Below are 26,973 nucleotides of genomic sequence, written 5' to 3' on the forward strand. Positions count from 1 at the left end.
CCTGCATGTCCTCGACGCTAAAATCCTTCACTGAAGGCGATCTTGTCATCAGCGTAGTCGGTGATGGTGACGGAAGTGGCACCTATACGGACAATCAGGCGTCTCCCATTACGCTGGAAGAGATCACAACCACTGGTGAAGTCGTCGGCACGATGGTCCTGCCCCAGACGACCACGGTGGTCGATGGTGTTACGGAATATGCAGTCTCAGGTGAATACGGATCATCGTCCGAAGGCGAACTCCAGCTCTCGCAGGACGGAGAATCCCTTGTTATCGGCGGTTACGGCATCAATGCCGCAACCTATAATGCAGGCGGCGCGGCCGTTTACGGCGATGCCCGTCTGGCCCAGTCCACCAGCCTGACTGGAACAAGCTATACAGCCGTTCCCCGCGTCATCGCCGATATCAGCTATGACGGAACGGTCGATACCAGTACGGCCCTGTACGGCGTGTTCAACACCAACAACATCCGCAGCGTCGCCACGGTGGACGGAACCTCGTTCTACATCACCGGCCAGGGCGTGAAGGGCGATACGACCCAGGGCGTCTTCTACGCGGACGATGGCGCCAGCGTTGCAACCGCCATCGACACCTCCACCGACACCCGCGTGACCGAGATCGTCAACGGCGTCCTCTACGTCTCGCGTGACAGCACACAGGGCAGCGGCGGGACGTCCAATATCGCCAGTTACGGCACAACCCTCCCGGTCTCGGCCACGCAGTCCGAAGTCCTGCCCGCCATCGACGGCTCGGTCCCCCTGACGGCCGCCGAAGAAAACTCCCTCAACGCTTCCGCAGTCGGCACAACGGTCAGCCTCAGCCCGGAATCCTATTTCTTCGCAAGCCCGACCGTCCTGTATGTGGCCGATAGCGGCAACCCCAAGGCAGGCGGCGTCGGCGATGGCGGCCTGCAGAAATGGACCTATAACGGCACCGCCTGGACCCTCGATTACACCCTCTCGGTCGGACTCAATCTCGTCTCGAACACATCCACATACGGAACCACGGGTCTGATCGGACTGACGGGCGAAGTGGAAGGGGACGAGGTCGTTCTCTACGCCACGAACGCAACGGTCGGGGATCTCGACCAGACCTATCTCTTCACCATCACCGACGAGCTGGATGCGACGACCGCTCCTGCGGATGAGAGCTTCACGCCCCTCATGACCGCAGCAGCCGATACCAATATCCGCGGTGTCTCCTTCGCCCCGACCGATACCTCCACCGCCAGCGCGGTCACGGTCGCCAGTGGTGGTTCAAGCACTTCCGCTACGATTTCCAACGGCGGCTCGATCGTCGTGCAGTCGGGCGGCACGGCCACTGACGCCAGCATCCTGTCCGGCGGCTCCGCCACGATTTCGGCAGGCGGTTCCGCATCCGGCGGCGTCCTGGCCCATGGTGCTACCGAAACCGTCCTCGGATCGGTTTCCGGGACGCAGATTGACGGCATCCAGATCGTCAGCGCTGCTGGGGCCAGCGTATCGGACGAAACCGTCTATAACGGCGGCTCGGTCGCCCTGGCGATCAAGGGCGCCCAGGCCAGCGGTATTACGCTGAACAACGGCGGCATCCTCTCGATCGACGGTAACGCCGCAGCAACGGACACCACCATTCTCTCCGACGGCACCATCGAACTTGAATCCGCCAAGGCCACCCTGTCCGGAACGGTACTGTTCTCGGGGCAGGGCACGCTTCAGATCGACAGCATCGCAAGTTCCGGCTACGGCACGCTGGCCACGATTTCGGGTTTCGGCGCCGCAGACGTCATCGACGATAGGGTCATGGGAACCGGCACGACGCTGAACACAACGGTCAGCGGCGGCAACACAATCGCCACCCTCAGCAGCGGCTCGGTCAGCCAGCAGTTCACCTTCGCAGGCAGCGCACTCGCAGCGTCCCTCACACTTTCAGCAGACAGCACGGACGGCGTCGAACTCACCACCTCATCCGCCGCCTCGTCCGGCAGCGACAGTTCAAACGTCGTCTCCAGCGGAGCCACACTCTCCGGCGCGGTGGTCTTCAGCGGTGACACCCTGACCGTCAGCGCGGGAGGCACCATCGTCGGCGCCACCGTCCTGTCCGGCGGCATGCTCGACGTCGCAGGCACGGACAGCGGCTCGGTCATCTCGGCGGGCGGTGTGGAAAACATCACCGGCCACGCATCGGGCGGCACGGTCTACGGCACGCAGACACTGGCCACCTCCGGCGCTTCGACCAGCAATGAAACCGTGCTGTCGGGCGGGACGGTCGACATTACCATCAAGGGCATCACGGCAACCGGGATCACGCTCGACGGGGGAAGCCTCTCCATCGATGGCAATTCCGTCACCAACAATACCGTCCTTAAAGACGGTGGCACGCTCGATCTCCTGTCCCCCAAGGCCTCGGTCACGGGAAGCCTGGAATTTGCCGGTGCGGGCACCCTGATCCAGAGCGTCGCCCCGTCCTCCACGGCTTATGGCGTGCAGGCCGTCATTTCCGGTTTCGAAGCGGACGACACGATCGATCTGCAAGGCATGGGGTCCGCTGCAACCCTGAGCAGCGTCACCTCCGGTGGCAACACCCTCGTCACGGTTACGGACGGCAGGACCAGCGAAACCCTGACCTTCGCCGGCGATTACGCAGCAGACTTCTTCGTTCTGGGCGCCGACAGTGCAGGCGGCCTGACCGTTACGGCGGAAGGCACGCCCTGCTATTGTCCCGGCACGGCCATCCTGACCGAAACGGGAGAACGCCCGGTCGAAACGCTGGAAATCGGAGACCGCCTTATCACCCGCGATGGCGCCATCCGCCCGATCCGCTGGATCGGACGCCGCGCCTATGACGGCCGCTTTGCCGCCGGTCGCAGCGATATCATGCCCGTGCGCATTGCCGCAGGCGCTCTGGGCAAGGGGCTGCCGCGCCGCGATCTGGTCATTTCGCCGCTGCACGCCATGTTCCTCGACGGCGTGCTGGTTCCCGCCCACGCGCTGGTCAATGGCCGGACCATCACACAGGCCGAACAGGTCGATGTCGTCGAATACATCCATATCGAACTGGAAACCCACGACATCATCTTCGCTGAAGGGGCCGCATCCGAAACCTTCATCGATGATGGCAGCCGTGGAATGTTCCACAACGCCCGCGAATACGCCGAACTCTACCCCGACGCCGAACCCGTCGCCGCCCGCTACTGCGCCCCGCGTGTGGAGAGCGGGGAAGAGCTCGAAGCCATCCGCCGCAGACTGGATGCCGCATCCCCGCGTCTCGACACGTCATCGATCGAGCTTTACGTGGATCTCGCCACGCGCGGTCGGGTCGCGGGCTGGGCGCGCGATGCCCTGCGCCCTCATAGCAGACTGCGCCTGAGAATTCGCACAGGTGAACTGGTCCTGTGCGAAGTGACGGCCGACCGTCACCGTGCGGATCTGCAAGCAGCCGGAAAGGGCGACGGCTTCCACGCCTTCGACATCGACCTCATCGGCGGCCTGTCCGAAGCGCAGCTTGCCGCCCTCGTCGTCGAGCCGGTCCTGGGTGCGCCCCCCGTCCGTCTGGCGGCCTGAAGAGCTGATGGCCGAGCCGTATGTCATCCCAGCGCGCCCCACCGTGCTGCCCGGCTATCTGGACATTGCAACGCGCCGACGGATCGCGGGCTGGGCGCAGGCGGGGGAGAGCGGAGACCCCGCCGCCCTGCAGGTTCTCGATAACGGCAGGCTGATTGCGCGGGTCATCGCCAACCAGCACCGTCCTGACCTGAAACAGGCGGGATTTGGGGACGGCCGCTTCGGCTTCGATCTTCTGATCCCCGCACCCTTGAGTGCCCATGAACGGCACATCATTCAGGTCTGCCGCGAAGCCGACGGAACGGAACTGATCGGCTCCCCTGTCGTCCTTGAAGCCACTGGCACATTCGACGACGACCTGCGCGAACTCCTGCGACAGGTCGCAGGCGGTGCCCAGACGAATGCCGAGCGCGAGAACATCCTGGCCTTTCTCGCACAGGTCGCCGACGACCTGCTGACCGATCACGCCCGTGCGCAGGGCGGTCAGGAACAACATGACCATTACCGCAGACTGGCCCGTCGGCACGGGCCCGAAATCGACATAAAACCCCGGGCCCCGCGCGCGCTGATCATTGACGAACACCTGCCGGTGGCCGGGCAGGACGCGGGCTCACAGGCCCTGCTGTCCCACGCCCGCGCACTTCAGGCGCTCGGCTACGATGTCAGCCTTGTCGCTGCCGATGACCTCTCTCCGCCAGCCGGTGTGCAGCACGCGCTGGAAGCGGAAGGCTTCACAATCTGGCGCGCCCCGCATTACGCCTCGGTAGAAGAAATCTTGCGGCGCCAGTCCGGCGCGTTCGATCTGATCTATCTGCACCGGATCGGCACGGCCTCTCGATATCTGAGCCTCGCCCGTCATCACCAGCCAGGTGCCACGGTGCTCTACAGCGTCGCCGATCTGCACCACCGCCGCATCGCGGGACAGGCCGAGACCGAAAAACGCCCCGAACTCCACGCGCTCAGCAGAAGAACCCGCCTTGAGGAATGCACGACCGCCTGGCAGGCCGATGCCGTCTTGACACATTCACCTGTAGAGGCCGAGTGGCTCCGCCATGCCGTTCCGCAAGCGCGTGTTGTCTGTGTTCCATGGGCGGTGCATAAACGGGAGCAGAAAGCGGATTTTGCGGTAAGGCGGCATATCGCCTTCATCGGGAATTATTGTCATGCGCCGAACCTTGATGCCGCCATCTGGTTCGCCCGTGACGTCCTACCGGAGCTGCGCGCCACAGACCCTGAACGCGAACTCTGGCTGGTAGGCCCGCATCTGCCATGTCATCTGTCGTGGCCTGAAGGTGTTCGTGTTTTGGGTCACGTTACAGATCTTGATAGAGACGTATTTGATCATGTTCGCTTGACGGTGGCGCCATTGAGATTTGGGGCAGGAATCAAGGGGAAGGTGTTGGAAAGTCTTCTGGCTGGCATACCCTGCGTCATGACTTCAATCGCGGCCGAAGGGCTGAATTTGCCCTCTTCTCTTGCTGCGCTCGTTGTAGATGATGAAGCCAGCCAGATTGAACGTATCAGTGCCCTTTATGCTGATCCTGATACATGCCAGAGGCTGGGAAAACGGGCCCAGGATCATATCGGCGATCTGTTCAATGCAGACCGTACGACTGCTTCATTGCGTCGCGCCATTGCAATAGCACGACAGCCTTGATGCCGTGTCTGATTTTCGTAATGGCTCTTCTATCGTAATGGGTTGCGATACAATGCATCTGCTTGAACGTTGCACTGCTTACCGGGTCTCCCGGCATTTTTATCGCATGCCTGGCGTCAGACCTGCGGTGTCATGAGACGGCAACGAGGCCGCCGCCGCGGTCTGTGTGATCTCGGTCAAGGCGCGAAAGGGCAAGGTTCACTCGTCCGGTAGCCTGCTGCGGTTCATGATCGAACGGGTGGAGGGGCTGCAGGAGAAATAAAAGACTCTTGCCGGGGACATCAAGGACATTTTCAGCGAGGCCAAATCGGCCAGCTTCGACGTAAAAACGGTCAAACAGATCCTGAAGCTGCGGAAAGTGAATCCTGTCCAGGTCGAGGAATAAGAGACCCTTCTGGACATCTATCGTCGCGCTCCATGAATGTAAGTTAATTGTTGAATACTATTTCGTAATAGTAAAGGGTAATCGGGACAACAGTTCCCAAGGCCCATCGAGATAGCGCCATAACCGCAAAGCTACTGCATATGTCTGGCAGGCTTTGTATTCCCTGGAAAGATCTTTCAGTAATTCACGAGCCTGCTGGGGAGAGACCTTGTTCTGAATGGTCAGGTGAGGATGCCATGACTTACGATCCTGAGGAGTGCGGCGCTCCGCTGGGATCAGCGCCGCGAGTTCTGCGCGGATCTGCTGCATTTCTGGAGAAGCAATGCGATAGGCGACACCTCGCCCCAGCAGGAAAGGTGCGTCAATTCTAATCGATGGTGTTGGCCGGGGCCGGGTGAAATATGCACAGATAATATCGGCTGTATCGGAAGGAAGCGCATGAAAAAGCGTGACATGCGCGGGGACAATATTGCGCTCCTTTGGAAAATGGCGCTCGCGCATGCTTTGCGCCCAGTCCTGTGCCGATTTCTCCATTTCCAGAGTCAGAACCAGTGGCGCGTTCGGCTTTTGATTTTCAGGTAAAGTCATTGTTCTTAAGTTCACTCCGTGAAGTCTGAACAGGCAATTATTGCCAGTTGATGCTGTTCTTCAGAGGAAATGGCCTGATCGCACACTGGTTCCTTCTGTCACGACTGCTTTGCCCAGTCGGAGAGGCTCAGCAGCGTGGGATGAATATGTTTCAGGGTGGGAATATCGGCATGGAAGCCGTCGCGGGCGATCCATTCGAACATCAGCCGGAAATCCTCGGGCAGTCGGGTGCGAAGGGCAGGGGGAAGCGTGAAGAAGATCACAGGTGTTTTGCCTGAATGGCGAAGGGTCAGCGCGGCGTCCCGGACAGTGACGGCGTCTCCTGCCAGTTCGATGGCCCGGTCGAGATAGTCTGCGGGTTTTTTGAAAGCTTCGGCGGCGAACCATCCGACATCCCTGACAGAGACAACCTGCATGGACTGGTCAGCCGCCAGATAGGTTTTCATCATCGAAAGCATTGTCGTGCGAAAGACAAAGGTGCTGAAGTTTTCCATAAAGGCGGCAGGACGCAGGATTGTCGCACGCAGACCAAGCACTGTAATATGCTGTTCAATCGCCAGTTTGCTCTCAAAATGTGGAACTCCGCTGTGACGGTCCACGCCCCCTGCCGAGCACTGGATGAAATGCTGCACACCCAGTTCGGCCGACAGCGTTGCCAGCAGTTTGCCCTGACGTTCTTCGCCGGCCGGTCCGATCTTCATGGGAGATTGCACAGACAGTACGCCATACACGTCCTTCAGAGCCGCACGGAGCGAGGCTTCATTGTCCAGATCGCCCTGCACCACCTGAACTCCCTGTTGCGCCAGGGCAAGCGCGCGAGACGAGGTGGGCGTGCGGACCAGCGCCCGAAGACGCCATGGCCTCGCACGACGCAGTAATTCAGCAATGGTGGCACCGCCCTGATGGCCGGTTGCGCCTGTGACAAGAATGATGGGGTCTGACATTGGTAGTCTCCAGTCGGAAGGAAACGCTAGGACGTTCCCTGTCCCGGAACCAGATCCGATGGTGTAGACAGTGTGTTCCAGATACGGAACGCTGACCATGGATTTGCAGGATCTTCGCTGTTTCATACGTGTCGCAGAAACGGAAAGTCTGAGCGGTGCTTCACGCATGATGGCTGTCCCGAAATCGACGCTCAGTCGCGCCTTGTGCCGACTGGAGGACGAGATCGGCGCAAAGCTCTTCGAACGCAGCACCAGGGCACTGCGTCTGACGGAAGCGGGGTTAATGCTTCTTCCGCATGCCCGCCGCATCATTGACGATTTTGAAGACGCCAGAGCTGCTCTTGATGGCGTAAGCGGTCAGCCATGTGGGATGTTGCGGATCAACGCTGCGATGACCTTTGCGCTTGGTCTCGTCGCACCAATGATTCCAGATTTTCTCAGGCAGTTTCCGGAAATCCGGGTGCATCTGCAGACGGAGAACCGCATCGTGGATGTGGCCCGCGAAGACGTCGACGTGGCAATTCGGATCGGTGCTCTTGAAGATTCTGATCTGATTGCCCGCCGTCTTGGCATAATTGCGTTATGGCCGTGTGCCAGTCCGGCCTATCTCAGGCAGCATGGCATCCCTGAGACCCCGTCCGATCTGAGTTCCCATACTCTTCTGGGTTGGACAGACCATCCCGAGACCTGGCGCTTTACCAATGTACGGGACGAGATTGAAACGATACCCGTGCCCGTTGGGTCTGTCGTGCCAGAACCGGCAGTTCTGAAGATCCTGTTGGAGAGCGACGTGGGAGTAGGGCGCCTTCCAGACTTCCTGGCCCGAAATGCCATAGAAGCAGGCTTACTTGTGCGTCTTTTGCCGGATTTTGAAACGGAAACCGTCGAGGCGCATGCGGTCTATGCGGCGCATCGCAGCCTTTCATCAAAGGTTCGGGTCTTTATTGACGCGCTCCATGCGCATCTGGCGCACGAAGCGGGGAGGGCGGTAAAGAGCGACCGATAGGCTGACATAAGAAAAAGATCCTAGGGAAAGAGCAGAGTTGATGCGCTTTCATTCTTTCACGTCTGCCTGCCCGACACGCTGTCACCTGGAGCACCTGTTGCCATTCAGAGGCATCCTGTCTCCCAATCGCAGTCTTAAAATGCACCGGATGGACATGTCTCCGGTCCTGAAACAGGCGGCGGAAGCGTACCTCAAAGAAGGGCCGCGCCTATTGATGGCCGACATGATGGAGCTTGCTGAACTCTACAGGCATGTTTCAGGACACCAGAATCTGCGCGTCCGGCTGGAAAAAATCACCACAGACAGCTGCCGGAAATTCCACGTGGACTGTGTCGATCTGCGTCTGCTTCGAACCTATGTGGGGCCGGGCGTTCAGTGGACAGGGGATGAGGGGCGTACCGTGCAGGAGGCTCCGACAGGTGCTGTTGTTTTCCTGAAGGGAAAGCATTTTCCCGGGTGGGATGATGCCGAGAAAATCCTTCATCGCTCACCACCACTCTCAAAGCGCCCTGTCGCAGAGCGAGTCAGGCTCCTCCTGACGATCGATGAGGCGAACGCATGCGCGGATGCGCCTTTCGATATGGTCGCCTGAAATATGCTGGCAATAGAAAGCTGGCCTGATCCTGTTCTGGGCCTTGTGATCAAGTTGGAAACCCTGATTCAGGCTCTGCGAGGAAAGGGGAGATAAACGAACTATACTGTCTGATGGACGAACAGATGGATCCTTTGCGTCCTTTTCCCGAAGAGCCGTGGCAAGCCACGTGTTAATAATCGCCGTGTCCTGAACGGCTATCGTTTTTATAAATCAAAGCGGCTTATACAGGTAGGATGATCCTCGAGAGGGGCAGGCAAGACGCTCTATAATCGTTGAAAGCCTGAGAACGCGTAGCTCCTTAGCTGGCTTTTGCCATCAGATCGCGGGCATGGTCCGCCAGAGTGTGCAGGCTGCTCGTGGATGTATCTGCCACCATACTAACTCCCAGTCCGTTCTGAGCCCAGAGATAGCCCGGCAGATGACGCATCGGACGCATGGGGGCATTAACGTCCACGTTATACATGGGACGTACAAACAGGGAGATCCGGGCACCGCTGGTATCCCTATAGAAGAAGACACAGGCCGGCCCATGATCCGTCGTGACCAGTTGTCCTCCCACAAGGTGATAGCCCGCCGCGGACAGATCCGGTGGCTGTACCGGGCGCCCCAGCATTTTTCCGCCCCATGCTGCGAGCTGTGCAATGTTGCTTTGCGTAATCGTGCTGCCCTTACTGGCCTCACGTACGATTGTCGCTTCCTGCTCAACGGCGGCCAACCCGACAGGCACGCGGCGATCACGGAGGAACCATCCGCTGCCAAACCCTATCGACAGCGCAAGGACGATGGAGGCCGCCATTCGCGGTATGTTGGAAGGTATGGCGCTCCGTTGCCGCAGGTTTGAAATGGTGAAGCGCGCTGGCACAGGCTGCTCGAGTTCCGGATCCAGCCCGGCACGGAGTGCGTCACGCTCGTGCCTCCATGCCATGACACGTTGCAATATCTCAGGATGACTTTCGAGCCATGTCTCGACGGTTCGCAGCCGCTCGGGAGGCAGAAAGCCGTCAATCCAAGCCTGCAGATCCTCTTCGGTTACGGGGCAATCAGGCTGTGTCATTTGACTCTCCGGAGCGTCGGACGTTCCTCATGTTCAACAAGACTGTGCAGGGCAGCACGTGCCCGGGAAAGGCGGGACATGACGGTCCCGATCGGCAGGTCCAGAATTTCCGCAACCACTCCGTATTGCAGTCCTTCAACACCGACCAGCAGCATAATCTGTCGATGATCATCCGACAGATGTCCAAATGCCTGCACGACTTCCCGCCACTCCAGATGAGGGATCTGCCCGGGCTCCTGCAATGGCTCAGGCATTGTCGTTTCCGCCCATGACATGAAGCGCCGGAAACGGCGCCAGTGATTGACATTCAGGCGATGCGCGATCGTGAACAGCCACGGACGCAGGTCAGACTGGCCGCGAACCTGGTGTAGTCGCGTAAGGGCACGCTCCAGACAGTCTTGTACAAGATCGTCTGCCTGAGACGGATCACGGGTCAGGACCCGTGCATATCGTCTCAACGCCGGAATGGCGGCCTGTAACCTGAGATGCGCCTCATCACTCAACTCCGTCTTCGCCTTTCACAGGATCACGTTCACAGACAAGGACGGTCTGGGAGATCGTTTTATTCCCTATCAAACAGGGAAATACCGAAAATATTTTTCGATAGCGTGTTTTGTCGGGAATAAAGCCAGTGTGCCTGACGTCTTTGCGGGAAATAACCGCATCGGATCGAAAACTATGGCTCAAAAACCTGCACGCCCACCCATGCTGGTCCTCCGCTGGCTCAGTGTTGTCGCTGGACCTGCAGCACTGGCGTTGGCCTTCCTGTGGGCTGGCGGCTGTTTTTCTCCCGGTCGTGTAACACAGGACCGATTGATGGGAGAACTGCATGATGCCGGAAGCTACGGGCATGGCTTCCGAAGGGCTTACGCCAAGGGCGTCTGTGTCAGCGGTTGGTTTGATGCAAGTGGGGACGCTTCGCATCTGTCACGCGCGGCCGTTTTCCATGAGCAGCATGTGCCGGTTATTGGGCGGTTTGCTCTTGCCGTGGGGCAGCCTTATGCGCCGGATAGCGCCGTCACTGTGCGAAGCATGGCGCTGCGGCTGATGCCCCCTGATGCACCGGAATGGCGAACGGGTATGAATGATCCGCCAGTTCTGCCACTGCGTGATGCGCGTGACGTCTCGGATTTCTTTGCCTCGCAGCAGATCGATCCTGCCACCGGAAAGCCTGATCCGGCCCGCATGAAAGCGTTCGGCATGACGCATCCCTGGCTCAAATCTGCGGCTGACGAGAATACCCATCGCTTTGTTTCATCAGGCTTTGCAGACGATACGTTTCACAGTCTTGATAGCTTTGTGCTGGTCGCTGCAGACGGTACAAGAACAGCGGTGCGTTGGGCCATGATCCCGATGCAGTCCGTTGAGCCCGGTGACGGAAAAACGGGTGATCGTGACTATCTGTTCCGCAAGCTGATTGGTGACATTCACGACCATCCTCTGCAGTGGCATCTGGTGATAACCGTGGCGGGTGCACATGATGTCATCAACGATCCCAGCCAGATCTGGGCACAGGACGACCAGACTGTTGATGCCGGAACCCTGACCCTGAACTCCATCGAAAGCGAGGAGGGCGGTCCCTGTACGGGCATAACCTTTGATCCTCTCATTTTACCGCCAGGCATTCAGCCGTCGGATGATCCGATCCTTCAGGTCCGCTCAGCCGTTTATATGCGCTCATTTTCACTCCGCTCTGGCGAAAAACGTAGCCCAAGCGCTGTGACGCCCAGCCTGATCCAGACATCTGAAGGCAGAAAATCATGAGCTGCATGGCATCCTTCCCGCTTCTGTCGCGCGTCTTGCACTGGCTGATGGCCATCATGATTTTGGCGATGCTGTTTATCGGTCTGTTCATGGCGTCTTCAGTCGGACCAAATTATCACCGGCTGGTAACACTGCATCGCCCTCTGGGCATCGCGATCCTTGTGCTGGCAATCCTGCGTCTGGGAAATCGCCTGCGATCCTCTGTACAGCCCCTCCCGGATGATATGCCGCGTCTTTTAAGATGGGCCGCTACGGCTTCACATCTCCTGCTTTATGGGCTCATGATTGCACTGCCGCTTGTAGGATGGGGAATGCTTTCAGCAGGCGGATTTCCCATTCCGCTATGGGGTCAGTCCGTTCTTCTTCCATCAATCCTACCCCATAATCCCGTGCTTTGGTCCTGGCTTCGTTCTGCTCACTCAGTTCTGGCGTTTGCGCTCTTCGGACTGGTTCTGGCCCATATTGGGGCCGCGCTGTTTCATGGTCTCATCCGCCGTGATAGTGTGCTGCGAAGCATGATCTAGAGCTACGGCCGTTTTTTGGGTAAGCAGGTCTCCGATTTAGAGTGCCCACAGGACGTTTCCTGCCGTTCTTCAAATGTATAGCGGGACACTCGCGGTGACCTAAATGACCCAGCACCCGAAAGAAATTGTTAGCCAGCCTTGGACCTTATCCTGCCTGCAGATGAAACCGCGTGATCTCGGGCGGCACGCCCAGACGGAGCGCAAAGCCGGGCCATAGACCGGTTCCGTTGCTGACGTAGAGCGTCATGCCGCCCACCTGGTAGCGTCCGGAGACAAAGCCGTTATTGCCCCGTGCTACGAGCCGGTCGAGGCCGCGGATCATCCCCCCATGCGTATGGCCCGAGAGCTGAAGCGCCACACCCCGAGCCGCCGCGGCCCGGGCGTCGCCAGGCTGATGATCGAGCAGCACAATCGGTGCATGAGCAGGACAGCCCGCCAGTGCGGCGTCAAGATCCGGTCCCATCTGACCGTGCCCGCGTGCCGAGCGATCCGTCACGCCGGCGATCACCAGATGGGCCGTGTCGCGCGTAATCACCCTGTGCTGGTTTTCCAGCATATCGAAGCCCAGTGCCGACAGATGGCGCATCCAGGCCGCATAATCGAAGAAATATTCATGATTGCCCGGAGCGGCCAGTACGCCATCGGGCGCGCGCAGCTCCGCGAGCGGTGCGACATCGGCACGGCGCATGTCCACCGACCCGTCGATGAAATCCCCCGTCACGACGATCAGATCGGCATCGGCCGCATTGGCGCGCGCTACGACACGGGCAGCCCATCCCGCGGAGAAGAGCCGCGTAATATGCAGATCACTCAACTGGAGCAGTCGGTATCCGTCGAACAACGGGGACAATCCGCGTATGGTTACAGTCACATCCCTGACCTGTGGTACTCGCAGCGCATTGATGACACCGATGGCCGCGAGCAGCCCGGCCAGTCCACCTACCGCGACGCGGGCTTCGGTGCCGATATGAACCGGCTGCCACCTGACCAGCGCAACCGTTAGCGCGCCGAGATCGAGTGCGAGTTGAAACAGCGTGAGAAACAGGATTGTTCCGACCGCCCAGTTAAACAGGATGATAAGCGGTTTCGGGAACTCCGGTGCGAATATCGAACCGGAAGAGAGCCTGCTCCAGAACTGGAATTGCGACGCCACGATGACGAAGACGGCCACCAGAAGTTTCACGGCAACTGGAAGAGGGAAGGGCCATAACCAATTCAGGATCACGATCGACAGGAGCAGGCCGAATACGATAATGCGCACGAGTATGGACATCCTCATGGAGAGAGGGAGCCGACGGCTTACGGTGGCCGTCGGCGTCCCGGGCACAGCTGTGAGCCTGTGCTGACCCGAAATGTTGTTCCTGCGAACGTGTCAGGCGAAGCGTTCCCCGACCATTTCCTCGCTCTTTGTCCACAGGGCCTCGGCGTGTGCCGGATCGAGAGCGTAGGCGCGGACCCCTGGATTGACCAGACTGATCGGCTGGTCGTCCGGGATCACATCGCTGACGTGACAATCCTCGCAGTAATGCGCACCCACTGCATCGGCATCAGCCACGACGCCGGCCCACACCGAGGTTGCAGCACCCTGCGGGATGCTCTTGAACTGGAGCGGCTCATGACCCTCGGCGATGGCCTGTTCGTTGATCTGGCTTGCCATGGCGTCAATCTCGCCAGGCGCCATGTGCCGCACCAGTTCCGTCATGATTGCACCGGGGTGAACTGCCGTTGCCCGCACGCCCCGTAAGCGATGCCGGGCATCAAAGGCGACGGCAAAGAGAATATTGGCAGTCTTGGAGCGTCCATAGGCCACGAATGGCACGTAAGGCGTATGGTCGAAATTCGGGTCGTCCAGATCAACGTCAGCGAAGCGATGTCCTGCCGAGGACACAGTAACCACCCGTGCACCATCGCGCAGCAGTCCGGCGATCCGGTTGATCAGGACGAAATGTCCCAGATGGTTGGTGCCGAACTGCGTCTCGAACCCGTCTTTCGTATGTCCGAACGGCGTGGCCATGACGCCCGCATTGGCAATCACCAGGTCGAAGGGGGCGCCTTGCGCGTTCAGACGATCGGCGCAGGCGCGCACGCTCGCCAGATCCGCAAGGTCCAGCGCGGTAAGTTCGAACGCACCGCCTCCCTGCGACGCAGCCTCGCGGACCTGATTGGTTGCGTGCTCCGCTTTTGCAAGATCGCGCACCGCGCCCACGACATGCGCGCCATGAGCCACCAGTGCCCGGGCTGTTTCGACACCCAATCCGGCGGAAACGCCGGTCACGAGAACGCGCTTGCCCTTCAGGGACACGCCGGAGAGAACATCATCAGTTGTTGAGGTTGCGCCAAAAATCTGAGTCATGGGTGGAACTCCCTGAAATGGTGCATCCATTCCTTGCCGAAGCAGCATGGAATATCTTATGTGGAGCATCGCTCCGCTTTGGATATACGGAGCATAACTCCGTTTAACAAGAGGAGGACAGGTGACCGACGTGAAAAAACCCCGTCGCCGACCGCGCAGCGACGGACAGCGCAACCGGCAACAGCTCCTAGACGTGGCCAAAGCCGCGTTTACGGTGGGTGAGGTGGACATTCCTCTGGATGAAGTCGCACGGCGCGCGGGCGTGGGCATCGGCACGCTCTACCGGCACTTTCCCAATCGCGACGCTCTTATCGAAGCGGTCTATCGCGCTGAACTGGATCGCCTTGCTGAAGCGGCTCCCGTGCTGGCCGCGCAGCATCCACCCGTGGAGGCACTGCGCGCATGGATGCGACTGTTCGTGGATTACATCGCCGCCAAGCAGGTCATCGCCCCAGCACTCAACGGGTTGGTTGGGGGAACAGGGGCGCTCTATGCGCATTCCGGGGACGTTCTCAAAGCCGCGGTCAACAGCCTTGTTTCCGCCGCCATCGCCGCCGGTGAGTTCCGCGCCGACATCGATCCTCTGGATCTGCTCCGCGCTCTGGCGGGCGTTTCAAATTTCTCGGCCGGTCCCGGCTGGGAAGGCAGTGCGAAACGCCTCGTCGATATTCTCATCACGGGCTCGCGGTCTTCGGCATCGTAAGACACATCCTGTCTACCTATTGGAACGGCCGACCGCCCGTATCCCGACAAACTTGCCGCAAGACCGAACCGGCAAAACCCGGGTTCTGTGCTAGGCTCAGGACCCATTGATTTGATTATGGAAATCTGATGCAGGCTCTGCAAGTAGACTGAAGATGAGCGATCTGTTTTGGCTGACGGACGAGCAAATGGAGCGTCTGCAGCCGTTCTTTCCCAAGAGCCACGGCAAACCTCGCGTCGATGACCGCCGTGTGCTGAGCGGCATCATTTTTGTGAACCGCAATGGGATGCGCTGGCGTGATGCCCCCGGGAATACGGTCCACACAAGACGCTCTACAACCGTTGGAAGCGTTGGGGCGACATGGGCATTTTCATGCGGATGATGGATGGCCTGTCTGCCACGAAGGCCGAGCCTCAGACCATCATGATCGATGCGACCTATCTCAAAGCACATCGCACGGCTTCGAGCCTGCGGCTCAAAAAGGGGATCCAGGGCGACTGATCGGACGGACAAAAGGTGGCATGAACACGAAGCTGCATGCGATCACGGATCAGAGCGGACGACCGCTGAGCTTCTTCATGACGGCGGGACAGGTCAGTGATTACACCGGTGCCGCTGCTCTGCTGGACAGCCTTTCCATGGCACAGTGGTTGCTGGCGGACCGGGGGTATGATGCTGACTGGTTCAGGGATGCCCTGAAGAAAAAAGGGATCAGGCCCTGCATTTCGGGACGGAGATCCTGCGGAAAACCAATCAAATACGACAAGCGGAAATATAAAAGACGCAACCGCATCAAAATCATGTTCGGCCGCCTCCAGGACTGGCGGCGGGTCGCAACCCGCTATGACAGATGCCCCACCGTCTTCTTCTCAGCCATCTGCCTCGCCGCAACCGTCATCTTCTGGCTATGAGTCCTGAGCCTAACAGTGTTTTGTGAAGGGTGGATATGGAACGGGTATCGTGCTTGCCTAAAGACGCAGTTTTTAATGCAGGACGGGATACAAACTCTTGGCATCGGACTTCAGAATACCGGTTTCCTTCTTTGTGGCAGTCTGGACAGTTTGTCTTGCGATGCCTGTTTTCCCCGCTCATGCCGATTGCCAGTCCCTGCACATTCCGCCACCGCCGACCGCCAATACAACATATCCCCTGGCACCATTCTTCATTGATCTTTCGGCACTGACGACTGACAATATGTCGCCCCGGCGTGATCCGCATAACCCACACTATCCACCCGCACACGATTTGCCCGACAGGGCCGTGCCGTCAGACACAGCCAATGGCAATTTCGTGTTGGGACCAACCCATCCGTTTGCACCCGAGTTTGCCATGACGGCAAATGTACCTTCCGGACGGATTGTATCCTTCACCATGGAGTCCGGACACAGCGTCCTGTTTAATCCTGGCATTGTCCGTGACGACCCCGACAACTGTCCTAATGGCGCGATCTACACGTCCCGTTCCGCTCCCGGCGATCCATCCAACCTGCGGCTGACAGAAAGCCATTCGGGTCCATGGATACGACAGGTGGATGTGTATGTGCCTGTTCAGTACAAACCAGGGACCAGAGCACCGTTTCTTGTATTCGGTGATGGCGGCGCAGATGGTATTTATCCCGGTCGTGACCTGTTCGCAGTCCTGGATGTGCTGATCGCCAGCCATCGGCTCCCCCCCCCCCTGATCGCGATTGGTATCGGGTCCGGCGGACAGGATGCACAGGGTAGCGAGCGTGGACGGGAATATGACACGGTGTCAGGCACTTATGCTGAATGGGTTGAGCATGAGGTCCTGCCGCTGGTACAGCAGCATGCCGGCGTTGCCCTGACCCATGACCCTGATGGTCGCGCCACGATGGGCATCAGTTCAAGCGGCGGCGCGGCATTCGGTATGGCATGGTTCCATCCGGAACTGTACCATCGTGTACTGGCCTATTCTCCTACGCTGACGAACCAGCAATGGCCGCATGCTGATGCAATGCCGGGTGGGGCATGGCAGTATCATTCACCATGGGCAGGCAACCCGACGGCAACAGGCAGTCAGCCTGGTGCAGCCCTTATCCCCAATGCCCCGCGCAAGCCGATCCGCTTCTGGTTCGAGGCAGGAGACAGGGATCTGTTCTATCCTGCTCCGGCCATGCCCGATGGCATGCATGACTGGGTACTGGCCAGCGAAAACATGGCCCGTGTGCTGTCTGCAAAAGGGTATGATTACCAGTTCGTTCTGTCGCGTAATGCTGGTCATGTGGACGGCCCTACGATTGAGCAGACATTGCCCGAAGCCCTGTTATGGCTGTGGCAGAACTATACGCCTCAAGGAAACTGATCCTGCATATCTCAATGAGGTCCCGGCATTTGTCTTGGCAGCCGTTTCGTTTCGGAAGTGTCCATTTTTAGTAACATGGCTAAGGCATTCCTATGTCCGGGATGAGGGCTGCCGCCGCCTGTCTGCTCCTGCGTCACTGAGCGTACAGGCAGATCAGGGGGGAAGCGGAAGGTCGTCTATCTGACAATAATAGCAGGACAGCGGACGTCACCGATGTCCTTACACATAGCTTTTAGGTCAGGCTGTCTTTCCGGAAGGCGACATAACGCTTCAAAACATATGTGGAAAATAAGGGCTCCCTCACGTTTCAGGGTTTGCGGCGGCTTCCTGCATTGTCTGACCCCGCAGCGTGCTCAGGGTCAGCATCTTCAGCGTCGCGTCTGTGATGTCTTCTGCGGTCGCGTCGAGAGGCAGGAAGATGCGTTTGGACGTGTGGGGACTTTCCCATGATTCCCAGGTGCCATTTCGCCTTTTTATAATCGCTCTAACATGTATTCTGCTTCTGTTCTTTTCAAGGCCGACAGCGACCATCCAGGTTGACGCGCGCGCGTTGGCCGGGGTGTGATATTTATAAGCCTTGCGGATCTCGGCCTATAGGGCGTTATTTCGTTCGAGACCAAGTGCGCTCAGCGCCTCACGTTTCTCACGGTCACGTTGGATTTCTGTACCTTGCAGATTTTCGCTTGTCCTCATGGCATGATCAATATTCTCGATCAGCCACTCTCTGGACGCTGGTGTCGCCGTATGCGCGCACCAACCGGTTGGCGAAATAAAGCCCCAGCCACACCTCATCAACGCGGCCACGGCGACGAACCGGTCTGTCGCAAAAAACAGGAAGCCGGCAGTTCCCTCCCACGGATTGGGCATTCTCAGACTTTCTTTAGCTGACGGAGTGAATGGTGATCTGAAGGCTCTTCGACTGAGCCGTGTCGAGATTGTAATTGTTCGCGTACATCTCGATAGCCCTCTTACCTTCGCAGATTTCAGCCCATTCAGGAAAATCGGTCGCAGCCGGGACGGCGAGATAGAGTTGGTAACCGGAAAGATCATCCTGCTCGAAGTTATAGTTATTCATACCGCCATAATCATCAAACATTGTTATGCGCATGCTGTATGCCAACATTTTTATGGCAATGCGTTCCAGATCAGACGTATAGAAGGTTCCGGTGGCATTGAGGGTCTTGTCACTGACGGCTATATTTTGATTTGAACTCCATTGATCAAAGGTCTTGAAGAAACCCTCCGTCACTACATTATTCCAGCAGTTTCCTTTTCTGCTCATAGACATGAGAAAGTATGAGCAGAAAGGAGCTTCCGGTACGCCTCTGAAAACAATACTGACTGCCACGATCCGCATGATGGATGCAGCCTAGTGGTAGCGGACGCAAGGCAATAGCGCGTTGTAACGCTCTCGTGGCAAGATCTGCGGTCATACGGACCTCAGTCTCGGTCTATCGCGGTTCGCTTACCTAATGTCGGCTTTTGGGAAAGCATCATAACCTCTTAGATCTCTGACATGAACGCGAAAGCGGATCCTCTGATTGCATAAAAGCCACAAGTTTGCCCCAGAATGCTCTGTATTTTCACGAGCGCCTTAGAGAATTCCAGATATGGAGCATATGGATGAATAAGCGGTCGTACCTGATGGCGCTCTCTGTGGCTGTGATTGCTTCAGGTATATCGTCTGCAAAAGCTGGCAGTTTTGCTGAGCAGGCGCGGGCTGCATTCCAGCCCTTGATCAAGGAATACGACATACCCGGTCTTGTTATCGGCGTTACCCGAAACGGCAGACATGAATTTTATACCGCGGGATTAGCATCACGGGCCGATCACCGGCCTGCTACGCCTGACACATTGTTTGAGCTCGGTTCAATGAGCAAAATTTTCAATGTAACGCTTGCAGCACTGGCTGAGGAACGCGGTGAACTCAGACTGAATGACACGGTAGCACATCATCTCTGTTCAGATGCCTGCTCGATAGGCGATCAACTGACCCTCATGGATCTGGCAACGCACCATTCGGGAGGACTGCCCCTGCAGGTGCCAGACAGCATAGCCGACATTAATGGACTGGTTATCTGGCTGAAGAACTGGCATCCGCCGAAGCCAGGAACAAGAAGCTATTCCAACATCAGCATCGGACTGCTCGGTTACATCGCGGGCAGGGCCATGGGCTCCGACTATAAACACGCCGTGCAGGACGTGCTTTTTCCAGCATTCGGATTGCAGCATACCTGGATCGACGTGCCAGAGAGCGAAATGGCCCGATACGCATGGGGATATGCCCGCAAGACCAATGCCCCAATCCGAATGAACACTGGCGTTCTGGCTGATGAAGCCTACGGTATAAAATCGAGCGCCCGGGACATGCTGAAGGTGCTCGATGTGGAGATGGGGCAGGGGGCTGCTTCGGAAGACGTGCGTAAGGCCATCAGACGAACCCATGAAGGGCAGTACAGAACAGCATTTTTCACGCAGGATATGATCTGGGAGCAATACGCCTGGCCCACTGATCTGCAGAAGATGACACTGGGGAATAGCTATGACTTCATCATGAAACCACAGCCAGAACAGAAACTGAATCCACCGCTTTCTCCTCAGAAAAACGTTCTCCTGAACAAGACCGGGTCAACGAACGGTTTTGGTGGCTATATTGCGATCCTGCCCGGTGAAAATATCGGCATAGTTGTCCTGGCTAACAAAAATTATCCGAATGAAGCCCGGGTGAAAGCCGTCTATGCGCTCATCGGGTCACTGCTCTCAAAGCACTAGCCGTTATCCGTGAAGATCTCCGAGTTCGAAGGGAGCTACCGGGTTAGAATGACCATTACAGCGCCTTGCGAATCAGAACGCGGACTTATAAAGTCCGCGTATGGCACTTTATGGCGCAAGCACCGAATACATCCTGCACAGCCTGCTCTGGCTGGTTGATAATCCCGAACCTGTCAGCAGTCTCGACCTCGCAGAACTACAGGAAATTCCAGCAGCTTATATCGCCAAGCTGCTCCCAAAACTGGAAAAGGCGGGCCTGCTCATCGCGGCAGAGGGCTTAAGAGGGGGCTACAAACTGGCCGGTCCTGCTGACGGGATCAGCATGCTGGCGGTAGTGGATGCCGTTGAGGGCCGGAAAACCCTGTTCAACTGCCAGGAAATCCGTGGTCGCTGCGCTCTCTTCGATGAGCAACCGCCCAAGTGGGCAACGCAGGGTGTCTGCGGAATTAACGGCGTCATGCTGCGAGCCGAGCAGGCCATGCGTCAGGAACTGGCGCAGATTTCCCTGGCCGATCTGGCCCGATCCGTCCGGGATAAGGCGCCTTCTCCGTTTCTTGGAGACGCGCAGGCGTGGTTCGATGAACGTGTCCAGACCCGTCGAACCAGCAAAGTCAGACAACGGAAACGATCGGGCGCCTCGTGACCATGACATCTCTTTTCCCAACAGGAACATTGCAAATGCGTAAATTTATTGCTCTGGTCGCTGTCACTGCGGGTTTCTGGACCTGCTCTGTGCATGCAGCGACCAAAGTCACTCCTCTTCTGGCACATGACCTGCCGGGTATTCCCGGCAAGGAAGGCGCCATGCTGACGGTCGATTATGCGCCCGGAGGTTCTGATCCGATCCACCGGCATAATGCTTCCGTCTTTGTGTATGTCCTGAAGGGAAGCATCACCATGCAGGTCAGAGGCGGCACACCTGTAACCCTGAAAGAAGGGCAGAGCTTCTTTGAAGGTCCAAACGACATCCATCTTGTTGGCCGCAATGCCAGTCAGACGGAGCCAGCGCGTTTCCTTGCGTTTTTCGTCAAAGACAAAACCGCTCCATTCGTTTTTCCGGCAAACTGACTTCCAGGAATAATGACACCATGAAGGTCTTTTTAGCCGGGGCCAGTGGCGCATTGGGTCGTCCGCTGATCAGCCGTTTGCGCAATGCCGGGCATGAGGTCTGGGGGCTGGCACATCGTCCCGACAGCCTGGAAACGATAGAAAAGCTTGGTGCTCATCCTGTGACAGGTAATGCCCTTGATCGTGCCAATATTTTTGGACTCATCAAGCAGATCCGTCCGGACGTGGTGATCGACCAGCTGACTTCCCTGCCGTCCAGTCCTTTCGATCTGCCGCAGCGCCTGCCTGCTGATTGCCGACTGCGGCTGGAAGGCGGTGGCAATCTTTTCGAGGCAGCCCGGACATTTCAGGTGCAACGTTACGTCCAGCAGTTGTCCGGATTTTATCTGGACGGCGGAGACGGACTTGCAACAGAAGCGTCGCCGCTGAAGATCAATGCTCCAGGGACTATCGGTGCCAGTGCACGCATGTATGCCCTGCTGGAGCAGCGGGTTTCAAGTACACAGGAGATGGAAGGGATCGGGTTGCGCTATGGGTTCTTCTATGGCCCCGGTACATGGTACTGGCCTGACGGTGCTTTCAGTCGCCATCTTCTTCGAGGAGATGTCTCGCTGATTGGCAGGGGGAGCAGCACGTTTTCATTTATTCATGTGGATGACGCTGCACAGGCAACCGTTGCGGCCCTAACTGCGCCAGCCGGTATCTACAACGTTATAGATAACCAGCCGACGAAAATGTCTGACTGGCTGCCAGCTTATGCAGACTGGATCGGTGCCAGTGCTCCTCCCTGTCTCGACAAGCGAAAAGCTCTTCATCTCCTGGGTGAGGAAAGTGTCTATTTCCAGAACAGCCTGACAGGAGCATGTAACCGGAAAGCCCTTCAGTCGCTGAACCTCAGACCAAGGCAGCTTCCGTGGCTCAGCATACTGAACGAAACGCCTAGCACCTGCCTCTCCCGGTTTTGACCAGTTTTTACTGGGAAAGCTGTCCAGCCGACATAGACATTTGTGGATCTGTCAGGCTCGGTTGTCCGTTTTCGATATGACCAGCCAGTTTTATTGTTGTCTGAAAGGCCCCGGCTGCCTGAATTGTCAGCTCATACCAGTGTGCCGCTGCTGCAATGGACCATTGTGTGGTCAGAGTGCTGTCAGGAGGCAGGGCGACTGTTCGTTCGGAGGCGCTGTATTCCTCCCTGATATGAAAAATCCTGGGTGCGTGCGTCGTATTGCTAAGCGACAGAAGCAGGACATCCAGGTGCGGATCGTGCCGGAGCGTGGTTTCCGGAAGTTCCTTTCCCTGCCAGCGGCGATAGAAACCGTTAGGGCCGTGGAGCGTGACTGCGTCATGATCGGAGAGTGTTAGGGGAATGGACAGGCTCGTCTGGGCGTCGAGCGTGTAATGACGCGTGATCCCATCTGTGCGAATGCGAAATACGGCTCCCTGTGCGCCCGTATTTTCCAGACTGAGGGTTTGTGGTGAGAGGAGGTCTGCCTGCAGCTGATATGGTAAAGCCCGTGCGCGACGTTGTCCCGCTTCCTGGCGGGGCAGCCTTTGTATCGTCGGGACTACGGGATGGGGAAGCTGACAGGACCGGCGCGTGTCTGGCAGATAGGAGTCCGTACGGGGCAGGTCCGCAGTCCATGTCCGATCTGTCTGCGCGAAGTCGAAAACCGAAGTCAGGTCGCCGCAGACACTTCGACGCCACGGCGTGATGTTCGGACACCTGACTCCAAATCTGGCTTCGAGAAAGCGCAGAACGGACGTATGATCGAAAACCTGCGAATTAACCCAGCCGCCTTTTGTCCAGGGCGATATGATAAGTGCAGGCACGCGCGGCCCTAATCCAACCGGGACTTCGTGGTATGCCTCACCGGATGTCGGAACCGTTCCGCCACCCTGTTCCGGCGTCAGGGCAGGGATGGGGGGCGGCATATGATCGAAAAAGCCATCATTCTCGTCATAATTGAGAATGAAGACGGTGCGCGACCAGACTTCGGGATGACGGACAAAGACGTCCATGAGCCGGGAAATGAGATGTTCGCCGTATCCAGGCGGAGCATTGGGATGTTCGCTCAGAGCTGTCGGCGGTACGATCCATGAAACCTGTGGCAGGCGGCCTTCCGAGACGTCGCGTTCAAATTCGGCCACAAGATAGCGGCCTTCGGTGGTGTGCATGTCGGCTTCGGTGGAACCGGGCACGATCTGACGCGCCCCGCGGTACTGCCAGGATGTCGGGTCGAGGTTGCGGAACTGTGCAAAGGAGGCCAGCGGGTTGTCGCCGAAATTGTCATATTCCTGATAAACCCGCCAGGAAACGCCCGCGTCCTGAAGCTTCTCCGGGTAAGTCTCCCAGCGGAAGGGTGTAAAATCGGGATGGTCATGGGCCATATCGGCCGACCAGTTCCCGTCATCCACATTCTCGATCGCCTGCTTGCCGGAATTGCCGACGGCCAGACCACTTGTTCCGGAAAACAGGAAAAGACGGTTGGGATTGGTGGGGCCGAAAATGGAGGCGTGATAGGCGTCACAAATCGTAAAGGCGTCGGCGAGGGCGTAATAGTAGGGAATTTCCGCGCGTGTGAAATGACCCATGGTCATGGGCCCCTTGTGGGAGATCCATGTATTCCAGTCGTTCCATGCGGTCTGCGTCCCTTTCCAGCTGTGATCGAGGCTGGCGAGGCAGGCGCTGGATGTATGGGCCGTGTTGAACAGGAACGGGAGGACGGTACCTCCTTTTCCGTCCGGCTGGGCAAAGACACTGCTGCCATCCGGCAGATGTTCGGCACGGGGATCGCCATAGCCGCGAACCCCCTGGAGACAGCCAAAATAGTGATCGAAAGACCGGTTTTCCTGCATCAGGATGACGACATGTTCCACGTCCTGAATCGTGCCTGTGACGGTGTGCGGCGCGATGGCGAGCGCACGCTTCAGGTTCTCGGGCAGGAGGGCTGCCGCCGCAGTGGCGGAACCGAACCGGAGAAACTGTCGACGGCTGGGGGAACGTGGCATCAGGGCGTCATCCGTAAAAGCGGGCGATCAGAAGAAGTGCTTGCGCAGGGTGAAGAACACCATACGGGGTGCTCCGGCCTGAAGCGTCTGCAGGCTGCCGGTCGGATCGCTGACGGCAAAGCCCGTGCTGCCGACGGTGGCGACATAGCGTTTGTCGAACAGGTTGGTGACGTTGATCTGGGCATCCAGACCATGCAGCACCCAGTTATGGCTGTGGAAGCGATAGCCGACATTCAGGTTGAAGATATCGTTCGGTTTGATCCACTGGTCGTTCGTGTAAGTGTAGGTTCTGCGGCCCTGATACTGCATGCCGACATTGCCCCAAATCGAGCCGTCGTCGTAGCTGAGCTGCACGTTGGCCAGATTGCGCGGCATGGCGACAACGCTCTTGCCCTTGGTCGCGTATGTCACGCCGCCGGTCGTTAGGTTGTCGTCATAGGTGGACTGGTTGTAGGCGTAGGAGGCGTAAATCGACCAGTTATCGGTGAAATGGTAATTGAACGCTGCGTCGATGCCGCGTGCCGTGACACCACCCACATTGCTCAGGATGCTGGCATAACCCTGCACGTTCGTTCCGCTCGAGACAGGCGAAATGGATGCCAGCCGGTTTTCGAATTCGATGTAATAGCCGGTCAGGGACGCCTGGATGCGATGATCGTGATAGCGGTAGCCGATTTCCTCGCTGTAGGACATTTCCGGATGCAGCGAATTTTTGGCCGCTGCATACGCTGCGGTCGTCATGGCAAACGGGCTGGTTGCGCCTGTCGTGGAATTATCGAACGCTGCCATGTTCCGGGCAAAATCGGCAAAGATTTCGTTGTGACGGTTAATCCGGTAATTGCCACCGAGCTGCGGAAGGAACCCGTTCGCTGAGGTGATGGAGCCCGAAGCATAGGTATTGGCTACAGGTGTTCCCATATAATTGCCTTCAAGCTGGCGGCCATGATTATCGACGACCAGCGATTTGAAGCCATAATTCAGCTTGAAGGCCGGCGTGATCTGCCAGGTGTCCTGCAGGTGGAACTGATAGGTTTTGGTATTGAAAGCACTCTGCCACTGGGTTGCAAAGGGATTGTTGCGGAACCAGTGGACAGAACTGCCGGTATATTTGTCAGCGCTCAATGGATAGAAACGGCGTGCCTGTTCGAAATCATTGTTTTCAAACCAGAACCCGCCTTCGATCGTGTGGTGGGCAATCTTGTATGTCAGGCCACCGATGAAGCCTTCACGGTGGATATCATATTCGGTGGTACGCACTGAAAGAGGCGAACCGCCCAATGAGTCCGGTGTTGGTTCGTAAGGTGTCGCGTAAATGCCCTCGCCGGTATTGGTATGTCCGTAAACTGTCGCGTAGCCCTTGAGGCGGCTGGTGATGTCAAAATCCAGACGTCCATAGCCCAGTGCGTCCTGGCGCAGGCCGGCAGAGTTGTAATAGGACTGATCCTGATTGCTGATGCCCTGTGGGAAGGCCGTACCTGTCTGGTAAGCCGTGGCGATCTGCTTGGCCAGACCATAATTGTTCGTGACGTTATCGACGTTATAGCCCTTGCTGTTGATCAATTGCAGGGACAGATCCTGGTAATCATTTTCCGCGCGCTGGCTGTAGTCGCCGAAAAGGGTCAGCTTGACCTTTTCTCCCAACGGTTGAATGTACTTGGCATTGGCCTGCTGCTGTTGCTGAATGCCATCACCCTTCCATTTGTTGGCATCCTGATAATTGTACGAAACGTACAGTCGGCCCCCGCCTGGTAATGTGCCGGAATTGACGCGGGCGAATGTGCGCCAGGTTCCGTAAGATCCAACCGTTCCCGCAACGTCCACACCATATTTCGTGCTGGGATCAATGGACGTGAATTCGAGTGCGCCACCAAGATCGTTTGATGCAGCGACGCCGACCGATCCGGCGCCTTGGGCGAGCGTGGCTGGTCCGTTGTTTTCGGTCTGCAGGGCGCGCCCGATCGAAAGGCCGTTATCATTGCCATAGGCAAGATTTCCGAGCGGAATGCCATCCATCGTGAAGCCCAGGCGGCTCTGGTCAAACCCACGGATGATGATCTGCTGCGACCATTCATAAGAACCCAGCGGGTCTGATGACGTGAACATGACGCCGGGAAGTCTGGAAAGCGTCTTGAGAGGACTTGTGCCAGGAGCAACTTCCTGCAGGGCGGTATGAGACAGGGTTTGTGTCTCACGGGAGGCACCGGAGCCAAGAACGACAATTGATTCTGGTTTGTTTGAAATTGCAGAGTCAGTACCGCTGGTTTTGCGGACAGGTTTTTGTGCGGATGACTTGGGCCGGGAAGTACTTCCGTGCACGGCTGGTTTTGCAGGCAGTGGAGCCGCATTGGCACTGTAAAAGATTAATGAACTCAGGCAGGTGGTGAGCAGGACACCATTCTTTTTCATTTCGCGTTTTTCCGGCATCAGGAATGTAAAATTCGGACGGTGATAACGCGGCGAACCTTATGTTCGCGGATCTGTGATGTCGTGTAATAGTTTGATGACAAATATATTTCATATATGTTATACTTGATTAAATGTTATTTATTATAGAATTATATCTTCGCTATCCGTTATACTAAAAATAGTATTCCGCGTTGGGATCGGGCTCATAACCAGAATATAACGGTTGTGGCGTTTATATTCTCGGGCAAAGTGATGATTTATTAATGGCAATAATAAAGGCG

At 57.5% G+C, this 26,973-nt stretch carries 22 protein-coding genes and 3 pseudogenes; 14 read left to right on the forward strand and 11 right to left on the reverse strand.

The window, feature by feature from the left end; translation table 11 throughout:
• Positions 1–5 precede the first annotated feature (5 nt).
• The 3 genes and pseudogenes from GRO01_RS04825 (at position 6) to GRO01_RS04840 (ending at position 5,584) form a co-directional block, all read left to right on the forward strand.
• Positions 6–3,542: a Hint domain-containing protein gene (locus tag GRO01_RS04825; protein ID WP_062508114.1), complete on the forward strand. Its 3,537-nt coding sequence runs from the start codon at positions 6–8 to the stop codon at positions 3,540–3,542.
• 7 nt (positions 3,543–3,549) lie between these two features.
• Positions 3,550–5,199, forward strand: coding sequence for a glycosyltransferase family 4 protein (locus GRO01_RS04830; RefSeq protein WP_062508116.1), 1,650 nt, complete (start codon positions 3,550–3,552; stop codon positions 5,197–5,199).
• 226 nt (positions 5,200–5,425) lie between these two features.
• Positions 5,426–5,584, forward strand: a pseudogene (locus GRO01_RS04840) (DUF2312 domain-containing protein).
• 57 nt (positions 5,585–5,641) lie between these two features.
• Here GRO01_RS04840 and GRO01_RS04845 read toward each other — a convergent pair.
• Together GRO01_RS04845 and GRO01_RS04850 are read right to left on the reverse strand one after the other, a co-directional pair.
• A complete protein-coding gene (locus tag GRO01_RS04845; protein ID WP_083541280.1) occupies positions 5,642–6,172 on the reverse strand; it encodes a 2'-5' RNA ligase family protein in 531 nt (176 codons plus the stop codon).
• A 98-nt stretch (positions 6,173–6,270) separates the two neighbouring features.
• Positions 6,271–7,116: an NmrA/HSCARG family protein gene (locus GRO01_RS04850; protein WP_062508118.1), complete on the reverse strand. Its 846-nt coding sequence runs from the start codon at positions 7,114–7,116 to the stop codon at positions 6,271–6,273.
• A gap of 97 nt (positions 7,117–7,213) precedes the next feature.
• On the opposite strand from GRO01_RS04850, the gene GRO01_RS04855 reads away from it, so the two are divergent.
• Positions 7,214–8,122: a LysR family transcriptional regulator gene (locus GRO01_RS04855; RefSeq protein ID WP_062508120.1), complete on the forward strand. Its 909-nt coding sequence runs from the start codon at positions 7,214–7,216 to the stop codon at positions 8,120–8,122.
• Positions 8,123–8,162: 40 nt separating this feature from the next.
• Positions 8,163–8,714, forward strand: coding sequence for a DUF1826 domain-containing protein (locus GRO01_RS04860; RefSeq protein WP_062508122.1), 552 nt, complete (start codon positions 8,163–8,165; stop codon positions 8,712–8,714).
• A gap of 301 nt (positions 8,715–9,015) precedes the next feature.
• Here the strand turns inward: GRO01_RS04860 and GRO01_RS04865 are convergent, their stop codons facing one another.
• Together GRO01_RS04865 and GRO01_RS04870 are read right to left on the reverse strand one after the other, a co-directional pair.
• Positions 9,016–9,771: an anti-sigma factor family protein gene (locus tag GRO01_RS04865; RefSeq protein WP_062508124.1), complete on the reverse strand. Its 756-nt coding sequence runs from the start codon at positions 9,769–9,771 to the stop codon at positions 9,016–9,018.
• Positions 9,768–10,274 (reverse strand): sigma-70 family RNA polymerase sigma factor, encoded by a 507-nt coding sequence (locus GRO01_RS04870; protein ID WP_062508126.1) that lies wholly within the window; start codon positions 10,272–10,274, stop codon positions 9,768–9,770. The genes GRO01_RS04865 and GRO01_RS04870 overlap by 4 nt, the downstream gene beginning before the upstream one ends.
• Before the next feature lie 175 nt (positions 10,275–10,449).
• Between GRO01_RS04870 and GRO01_RS04875 the strand changes: the two genes are divergently transcribed.
• Positions 10,450–11,535, forward strand: a complete 1,086-nt coding sequence (locus GRO01_RS04875; RefSeq protein ID WP_062508128.1) for a catalase family peroxidase — start codon at positions 10,450–10,452, stop codon at positions 11,533–11,535.
• Positions 11,532–12,059 (forward strand): cytochrome b, encoded by a 528-nt coding sequence (locus GRO01_RS04880; protein WP_062508129.1) that lies wholly within the window; start codon positions 11,532–11,534, stop codon positions 12,057–12,059. The genes GRO01_RS04875 and GRO01_RS04880 overlap by 4 nt, the downstream gene beginning before the upstream one ends.
• A 145-nt stretch (positions 12,060–12,204) precedes the next feature.
• Here the strand turns inward: GRO01_RS04880 and GRO01_RS04885 are convergent, their stop codons facing one another.
• A complete protein-coding gene (locus tag GRO01_RS04885) occupies positions 12,205–13,320 on the reverse strand; it encodes a metallophosphoesterase (protein WP_141306826.1) in 1,116 nt (371 codons plus the stop codon).
• A 111-nt stretch (positions 13,321–13,431) separates the two neighbouring features.
• Positions 13,432–14,412 (reverse strand): SDR family NAD(P)-dependent oxidoreductase, encoded by a 981-nt coding sequence (locus tag GRO01_RS04890; protein ID WP_062508132.1) that lies wholly within the window; start codon positions 14,410–14,412, stop codon positions 13,432–13,434.
• 121 nt (positions 14,413–14,533) lie between these two features.
• Here GRO01_RS04890 and GRO01_RS04895 point away from each other — a divergent pair, with 121 nt between their 5' ends.
• The 3 genes and pseudogenes from GRO01_RS04895 (at position 14,534) to GRO01_RS04905 (ending at position 17,437) form a co-directional block, all read left to right on the forward strand.
• Positions 14,534–15,115, forward strand: a complete 582-nt coding sequence (locus GRO01_RS04895) for a TetR/AcrR family transcriptional regulator (RefSeq protein WP_062508134.1) — start codon at positions 14,534–14,536, stop codon at positions 15,113–15,115.
• A 154-nt stretch (positions 15,116–15,269) separates the two neighbouring features.
• Positions 15,270–16,026: pseudogene (locus GRO01_RS04900) on the forward strand (IS5 family transposase).
• A 160-nt stretch (positions 16,027–16,186) separates the two neighbouring features.
• The gene (locus tag GRO01_RS04905; protein ID WP_141306828.1) at positions 16,187–17,437 is read left to right on the forward strand and encodes an alpha/beta hydrolase; all 1,251 of its coding nucleotides are present in this window, start codon (positions 16,187–16,189) and stop codon (positions 17,435–17,437) included.
• A gap of 591 nt (positions 17,438–18,028) precedes the next feature.
• On the opposite strand, the gene GRO01_RS13405 is transcribed toward GRO01_RS04905, so the two are convergent.
• The 3 genes and pseudogenes from GRO01_RS13405 to GRO01_RS13560 form a co-directional block, all read right to left on the reverse strand.
• On the reverse strand, positions 18,029–18,304 hold the full coding sequence (locus GRO01_RS13405; protein ID WP_062508140.1) for a hypothetical protein: 276 nt from the start codon (positions 18,302–18,304) through the stop codon (positions 18,029–18,031).
• A 13-nt stretch (positions 18,305–18,317) separates the two neighbouring features.
• The gene (locus GRO01_RS13805) at positions 18,318–18,686 is read right to left on the reverse strand and encodes an endonuclease toxin domain-containing protein (RefSeq protein ID WP_062508141.1); all 369 of its coding nucleotides are present in this window, start codon (positions 18,684–18,686) and stop codon (positions 18,318–18,320) included.
• Positions 18,663–18,873: pseudogene (locus GRO01_RS13560) on the reverse strand (DDE-type integrase/transposase/recombinase); the annotation flags it as partial. The gene GRO01_RS13805 and the pseudogene GRO01_RS13560, both read right to left, overlap by 24 nt.
• Positions 18,874–19,060: 187 nt before the next feature.
• On the opposite strand from GRO01_RS13560, the gene ampC reads away from it, so the two are divergent.
• The 4 genes from ampC (at position 19,061) to GRO01_RS04930 (ending at position 22,242) form a co-directional block, all read left to right on the forward strand.
• Complete coding sequence (ampC, locus tag GRO01_RS04915) at positions 19,061–20,209, forward strand: class C beta-lactamase (RefSeq protein WP_062508143.1); 1,149 nt, start codon at positions 19,061–19,063, stop codon at positions 20,207–20,209.
• Positions 20,210–20,309: 100 nt separating this feature from the next.
• Positions 20,310–20,852: an RrF2 family transcriptional regulator gene (locus GRO01_RS04920; protein WP_062508145.1), complete on the forward strand. Its 543-nt coding sequence runs from the start codon at positions 20,310–20,312 to the stop codon at positions 20,850–20,852.
• A gap of 35 nt (positions 20,853–20,887) precedes the next feature.
• On the forward strand, positions 20,888–21,277 hold the full coding sequence (locus GRO01_RS04925) for a cupin domain-containing protein (protein WP_062508147.1): 390 nt from the start codon (positions 20,888–20,890) through the stop codon (positions 21,275–21,277).
• 20 nt (positions 21,278–21,297) lie between these two features.
• The gene (locus tag GRO01_RS04930; protein WP_062508149.1) at positions 21,298–22,242 is read left to right on the forward strand and encodes an NAD-dependent epimerase/dehydratase family protein; all 945 of its coding nucleotides are present in this window, start codon (positions 21,298–21,300) and stop codon (positions 22,240–22,242) included.
• Positions 22,243–22,249: 7 nt separating this feature from the next.
• Here the strand turns inward: GRO01_RS04930 and GRO01_RS04935 are convergent, their stop codons facing one another.
• Positions 22,250–24,286 carry a phosphocholine-specific phospholipase C gene (locus tag GRO01_RS04935; RefSeq protein ID WP_062508151.1) on the reverse strand — a complete coding sequence of 679 codons (2,037 nt, stop codon included), beginning with the start codon at positions 24,284–24,286 and terminating at the stop codon, positions 22,250–22,252.
• Between the two features lie 27 nt (positions 24,287–24,313).
• Positions 24,314–26,710 carry a TonB-dependent receptor gene (locus tag GRO01_RS04940; RefSeq protein WP_371857378.1) on the reverse strand — a complete coding sequence of 799 codons (2,397 nt, stop codon included), beginning with the start codon at positions 26,708–26,710 and terminating at the stop codon, positions 24,314–24,316.
• Positions 26,711–26,973 lie beyond the last annotated feature (263 nt).

This window comes from Gluconobacter roseus NBRC 3990 (assembly GCF_006538885.1).
Classification (GTDB): Bacteria; Pseudomonadota; Alphaproteobacteria; order Acetobacterales; family Acetobacteraceae; genus Gluconobacter; species Gluconobacter roseus.